General features: G+C 73.4%; 7 protein-coding genes. 1 reads left to right on the forward strand and 6 read right to left on the reverse strand.

Annotated elements, in window-relative coordinates; all coding sequences use genetic code 11:
• From ACR9ZK_RS20660 to ACR9ZK_RS20670, 3 genes are all read right to left on the reverse strand, one after another.
• Window positions 1-538 (reverse strand): glycine cleavage system transcriptional repressor (locus ACR9ZK_RS20660; protein ID WP_481343842.1); only part of this gene is annotated, 538 nt, incomplete at its 3' end.
• Between the two features lie 10 nt (window positions 539-548).
• A complete protein-coding gene (locus ACR9ZK_RS20665; protein WP_481343843.1) occupies window positions 549-1,619 on the reverse strand; it encodes a succinylglutamate desuccinylase/aspartoacylase family protein in 1,071 nt (356 codons plus the stop codon).
• Entirely contained in the window at window positions 1,619-2,122 is a 504-nt protein-coding gene (locus tag ACR9ZK_RS20670) for an ATP-dependent zinc protease family protein (protein WP_481343844.1), read from the reverse strand. The genes ACR9ZK_RS20665 and ACR9ZK_RS20670 overlap by 1 nt, the downstream gene beginning before the upstream one ends.
• On the opposite strand from ACR9ZK_RS20670, the gene ACR9ZK_RS20675 reads away from it, so the two are divergent.
• Window positions 2,121-3,311 carry a RimK family alpha-L-glutamate ligase gene (locus ACR9ZK_RS20675; protein WP_481343845.1) on the forward strand — a complete coding sequence of 397 codons (1,191 nt, stop codon included), beginning with the start codon at window positions 2,121-2,123 and terminating at the stop codon, window positions 3,309-3,311. The genes ACR9ZK_RS20670 and ACR9ZK_RS20675 overlap by 2 nt on opposite strands.
• A 3-nt stretch (window positions 3,312-3,314) precedes the next feature.
• On the opposite strand, the gene ACR9ZK_RS20680 is transcribed toward ACR9ZK_RS20675, so the two are convergent.
• The 3 genes from ACR9ZK_RS20680 to ACR9ZK_RS20690 all read right to left on the reverse strand — a co-directional run.
• Window positions 3,315-3,545 (reverse strand): hypothetical protein, encoded by a 231-nt coding sequence (locus ACR9ZK_RS20680; protein ID WP_481343846.1) that lies wholly within the window; start codon window positions 3,543-3,545, stop codon window positions 3,315-3,317.
• A gap of 41 nt (window positions 3,546-3,586) precedes the next feature.
• Entirely contained in the window at window positions 3,587-4,267 is a 681-nt protein-coding gene (locus tag ACR9ZK_RS20685; RefSeq protein ID WP_481343847.1) for a cobalamin B12-binding domain-containing protein, read from the reverse strand.
• Between the two features lie 158 nt (window positions 4,268-4,425).
• Window positions 4,426-5,205, reverse strand: a 780-nt coding sequence (locus ACR9ZK_RS20690; protein WP_481343848.1) for a peptidoglycan-binding protein, incomplete at its 5' end; no start/stop codon positions are given.

The following is a 5,205-nucleotide window of genomic DNA, read 5'->3' on the forward strand; positions in this document are numbered from 1 at the left end:
GCTCGAGGTCCGCACGCAGGTCGGCAAGGTCCGTCGCGGCCGGCACGTCGACGACGACATGGGCCTCGAAGAGCAGGCCGCCCGCCATCGGCGCCTCGCGGGTCCCGGTCGTGATCGTCTCGATCGACAGGTGGTGCCGGCTCAGCACCGACGACACCTCGCGGACGATGCCGGGACGGTCGTTGCCGAGGAGGTCCAGCGTGAGGCGCCGTGGCGGAGCGGCCCCCGCGCCGGCGCCTGCGAGGGCGCCTGCCTCGGTGGACGCGGCGACGCCTGCGCCGGTGGACGCATCGGCCGCCGTGTCCGCCCCCGGGTGGGCGGCGACCTCGAGGAAACCGTCGAGCGCTCGCAGCGCGGTGCCGAGCTCGTCGCGACGGGCGTCCGGGACGGCGACGACGACGATCCCGGCGAACTTGCCTGCCAGCTCGGTCATCTGGCTCTGCTCCCAGTTGCCGTCGTGCGCGGAGACGACGTCGGCCAAGGCCGAGACGAGTCCGGCACGGTCGTCGCCGATGACGGTGAGCACGAGGCGGGCCATGACCGGCAGCCTAGTCACGAGGCACGCCGTCGGGTGCCCCGGCAGCGAGGTCGGGCGCCTCGGGCAGCAAGGGGATGCCGGTCGGGTCGGGCGGCAGCTCGACGGCCATGTCCGGCGTCGGGTGGTCCTCCTCGACCTCGCCGATGTGGACGATGGCGTCACCGCGGTTGAGCAGCGGCGCGTGGGTGCGGCCGATGACGATGCCGGGCCGGTCGGCGCGCACCAGCCGGACGCGTCGGCCGAAGGAGTCGGACAGGCCGCCGAGCCGGTCACCGGGCTGCACGCGCTGCCCGAGCGTGGCCTCGAGCTGGAGGATGCCGCTGCCCGGCGCGCGGACCCAGCCGCTCGACCGGCACACCAGGCTCCGCGCGGGTGGGGGCTCGTCGAGCGGGTCCACCATGCCGAGTCGGGCCAGCACCCGGCGCACGCCGACGACACCGGACTCGATGGCCCACTCGTCGAAACGCCACGCCTCGCCCCCCTCGTAGAGGAGCACCGTCGCGCCCTGCTCCCTGGCCGCGGCCCGCAGCGAGCCGTCGCGCAGCCGCGCGTGGTAGACCACCGGTGCGCCGAAGGCCGAGGCGAGCTCGCGCGTCCGCGGGTCGTCGAGGTCGGCCCGCACCTGGGGCAGGTTGCTGCGCCGGTCGGCGCCGGTGTGCAGGTCGATGCCGACGTCGCCCTTGGCCACCACCTCCGTCATGAGCAGGTGCGCCAGGCGGCCGGCGAGGGAGCCGCGCGCCGAGCCGGGGAAGGCGCGGTTGAGGTCGCGGCGGTCCGGCAGGTACCGGTCGCCGGTCTGGAAGCCGAGCACGTTGACGATCGGGACCGCGATGACGGTGCCGCTCAGGGTGCGCGGTGGCAGCGAGGCGAGGACGCGCCGCACGACCTCGACGCCGACCACCTCGTCGCCGTGGATGGCCGCGGTCAGCCACACCGTCGGGCCGTCCTGGCGCCCGTGGACGACGCGCACCGGCAGGCTCACCTCGGCCCCGGTGACGAGACGGGTGATCGGCAGCCCCACCTCGCGCGTCGACCCCGCTCGGACGCGGACCGCGCCGATGGCGAACGACGGACGCGGCATCAGCGGCCCCGGTTCCTGCGCCGGACCGCGAGCGGGGGTCGCCCTCCGAGGTACGAGCGCCCGGAGTCGACGAGGAACCCCTGACGCAGCGCCTCGCGGCCCACGAGCATCCGGAAGCCCATCTCGTCGCGGTCGGTCAGCGACACCTCGGCCGTCACGGTCCGCCCGACGAGGACGAGGTCGAGCAGGACGATCGGCCGGTGCTCGGCGTGCCCCGACGACGAGCGGACCGAGCGCCGGTCGTGGACCGGGCGCTCGACGACGGCGGGGTCGGCCTCGGACCGCTGCCACGGGTGGATCGAGAACCGCACCCAGTCGGTGCCGTCGCGCTCGAACTCCGACACGTCGAACGCGTGCATCGAGGAGGACCGGGCACCCGTGTCGAGCTTGGCCTTGACCCACTCGACGTCGCAGGCGGGCAGGCTCACCCATTCCCGCCACCCGGCGAGGATGCTTGAATGTGGCGGCCCGGACACCCGACCATCCTTGCAGGCATCCCCCATGAAACTCGCGATCCTCTCCCGCGCCCCGCGCGCCTACTCGACGCAGCGCCTCAAGACGGCTGCCCTGTCCCGTGGCCACGAGGCCCGGGTGCTCAACACGCTGAGGTTCGCCATCGACCTGTCCGGACGCGAACCGGACCTCGTCTTCCGCGGCCGGCCGCTGTCCGACTACGACGCGGTCCTGCCGCGCATCGGCAACTCGATCACGTACTTCGGCACCGCCGTGGTGCGCCAGTTCGAGCAGATGGACGTCTACACGCCCAACACGGCCAATGGCATCAGCAACGCCCGGGACAAGCTGCGGGCGACGCAGATCCTCTCGCGGCACAACATCGGCATGCCGGCGACGACCTTCGTGCGCAACCGTGCCGACGTGCGCCCGGCCATCGAGCGCGTCGGCGGCGCCCCGGTCGTCATCAAGCTCCTCGAGGGCACGCAGGGCATCGGCGTCATCCTCGCGCCCGAGATCAAGATCGCCGAGGCGATCATCGAGACGCTGCACAGCACGAAGCAGAACGTGCTCATCCAGAGCTTCGTCACGGAGTCGAAGGGACGCGACATCCGTGCCCTCGTCGTCGGCGACCGCGTCGTGGCGGCGATGCGTCGGCGGGCGCACGGCGACGAGTTCCGCTCCAACGTCCACCGCGGCGGCGAGGTCGAACCCGTCGAGCTGTCAAGGGAGTTCGAGGAGACGGCGGTGCGTTCGGCGCAGATCATGGGCCTGCGCGTCGCCGGTGTCGACATGCTGGAGGGCAACGAGGGCCCGCTCGTCATGGAGGTCAACTCCTCGCCGGGCCTCGAGGGCATCGAGCGCGCCACGAAGCTCGACGTCGCCGGTGCCATCATCGACCACATCGCCAACCAGGTCGCCTTCCCCGAGATCGACGTGCGCCAGCGCCTCACCGTGTCGACGGGCTACGGGGTCGCCGAGCTCGTCGTGCACACCGGCGCCGACCTCGTCGGCAAGACGATCAGCGAGTCAGGTCTGGACGAGCGCGACATCCAGGTGCTGACGCTGCACCGCGGCACGACGGTCATCCCCAACCCTCGGCGCCGCACCGAGCTGCAGGCCGAGGACCGCCTCCTGTGCTTCGGCCGCCTCGAGGAGATGCGCTCGATGATCCCCGAGCGGCGGCGTCGCCGCACCAAGGTGCGCCGCCTCCCGAAGGAGCCGATCCTCATCTCCTGAGCGTCAGCGGGCCAGGCCGATGACGAGCGCGACGAGGCCGCCGACGAGGACCGCGGCCGCGGCGATACCGGCGACCGCCAGGGCCACCCGCGGGTCGCGTCGGTCGATGACGGGGCCCAGGGGCGCGGGCGCCTGCCGGTCGGCGTCGTCGACGGCATCCCCCGCGTAGGCGTCGTCGGCCGGGTCGTCCGCATCGCGGCTCAGGGCATCTGCGAGCGTCTCGTCCGGGCTCATGGGCGGCGAGCCTAGCCCGGTCCGACCCGACGGGGAAAGCCCTACACGGCAGTGGGTTCCGCGCCGTCGACGGCGCGGGCTGCAGATCCGCGCTGCTCGTCGACGACCCGTGCGGCCCAGACCGGGTCGCCGGGCAGGTGGGTCGCGTGGCACAGGGTCGCCGCCTCCGCGGACGCTCCCGCGGCACCGACGTACACCGGCATCGACTCGGCCAGCCGGCGCAGCGCGGCGGCCTGCGCCGCGTACGCCGTCGGTCGCAGCGCGGACAGCATCACGGCGTCGGGCTGAAGCCTGCGGCAGGCGAGCGCCAGCTCGGCCGTCGGCGTGTTGGCTCCGAGGTAGCAGACCTGCCAGCCGAGCCGCGTGAGGCTGAGCGCGGCCGCCATGAGGCCGAGCTCGTGGTGCTCACCGGGCAGGCAGGCGAGCACGGCGAGAGGTCGCGGCGCGGTGACCCTCTCGGCCGCGTCCTGCAGGAGCAGGGACAGGCGGGAGCGCACCACGTTGCTCGCGAAGTGCTCCTGCGCGACACCGATGCGGCCCGTCTCCCACCGCTTCCCGACGGACCGCAGGTACGGCAGCAGCACCTCCCTCACGGCGTCATCGACGTCGAGCTCGGCGAAGACGTCGGCGAGGATGCGGTGGCCCCCCGCCTCGTCGAACGCCTCGAGGGTCTGTTCCAGCTGCTCCACCCGGGTTGCCGGCGGCGTGCGGTCTGAGGGCATGGTTCGATGTCCCCTTCCGGGGGTGGTGGTGCGGGCCGTCGGACCTACGTACCCACCCGCGGCAGGGACAGACATGCTGCGCCGACCGCGATGCCCAGCGTGACCGAATCGTGTCGTCGCGGTCACCACTCGACGCGGACGACGCCGCGGGCGCGGTCTCAGGCGGTCAGCCTGGCCCACGTGCGCGGGCCCACGACGCCGTCCGCGGTGAGGCCGTGCGTCGACTGGAAGGCCTGCGCCTTCGTCGCGGTCATCGAGCCGAAGACACCGTCGGCGGTCAGGGTGTAGCCGCGGTGCGTCAGCAGCCTCTGGGCGGCGACGACCGCCTGGCCCCTCGACCCGCGCTGGACCGTGACGACGAGCGCGGCCCATGTCTTCGGCCCGACGACGCCGTCTGTCGCGAGCCGGCGCGAGGCCTGGAGGGCCCTGACCCTGCTCTCGGTGCCCGCGCCGAAGACTCCGTCGACGGTGAGGGAGTACCCGCGCTGGCGGAGCAGGTGCTGGACGGCCGTCGTGCGGAAGCCGGTGGCGCCGCGCCGGACCGTCGTCCACGTGACCGGGGCCGGGGCCGGGGTGCTGGCGCCACCGCCGATCTTCTTGGCGAGCTGGGCGATTCGGGGGTCGCCGGGTCGCACGTCGATCTCGAAGTGCATCTCGTCCTTGCGGCCGGAGTAGTCGCCGCCCCACCGGACGACGCCGTCGCACGAGGCCACGATGGTGTGGATCCTCGACCGCTGTGCGGCCGAGAACGTCCCGGACCTGCCGAGCGGGTGGCGCGGGGCGTTGCAGTCGATGGCCGTGCCGCTCGAGTGGTTCGACAGCGAGGTGCTGCCGGAGATCCGCCGGTAGCTGTGCCCCCAGCACCAGCCCCTGACGAGGGCCTCGACCTCGCGGTCGAAGCGGCCGGCGACGTAGGCGAGGATCGTGTGTACGGGGCC

The organism is Monashia sp. HAY1-5C (assembly GCF_056755255.1).

What these genes read in the sequence shown, in the direction of transcription:
- ACR9ZK_RS20665 (WP_481343843.1), bottom strand. Translation starts at nt 1,619, where the DNA reads ATGCCGCGTCCGTCGTTCGCCATCGGCGCGGTCCGCGTCCGAGCGGGG.
- ACR9ZK_RS20675 (WP_481343845.1), top strand. Translation starts at nt 2,121, where the DNA reads ATGAAACTCGCGATCCTCTCCCGCGCCCCGCGCGCCTACTCGACGCAG.
- ACR9ZK_RS20670 (WP_481343844.1), bottom strand. Translation starts at nt 2,122, where the DNA reads ATGGGGGATGCCTGCAAGGATGGTCGGGTGTCCGGGCCGCCACATTCA.
- ACR9ZK_RS20680 (WP_481343846.1), bottom strand. Translation starts at nt 3,545, where the DNA reads ATGAGCCCGGACGAGACGCTCGCAGATGCCCTGAGCCGCGATGCGGAC.
- ACR9ZK_RS20685 (WP_481343847.1), bottom strand. Translation starts at nt 4,267, where the DNA reads ATGCCCTCAGACCGCACGCCGCCGGCAACCCGGGTGGAGCAGCTGGAA.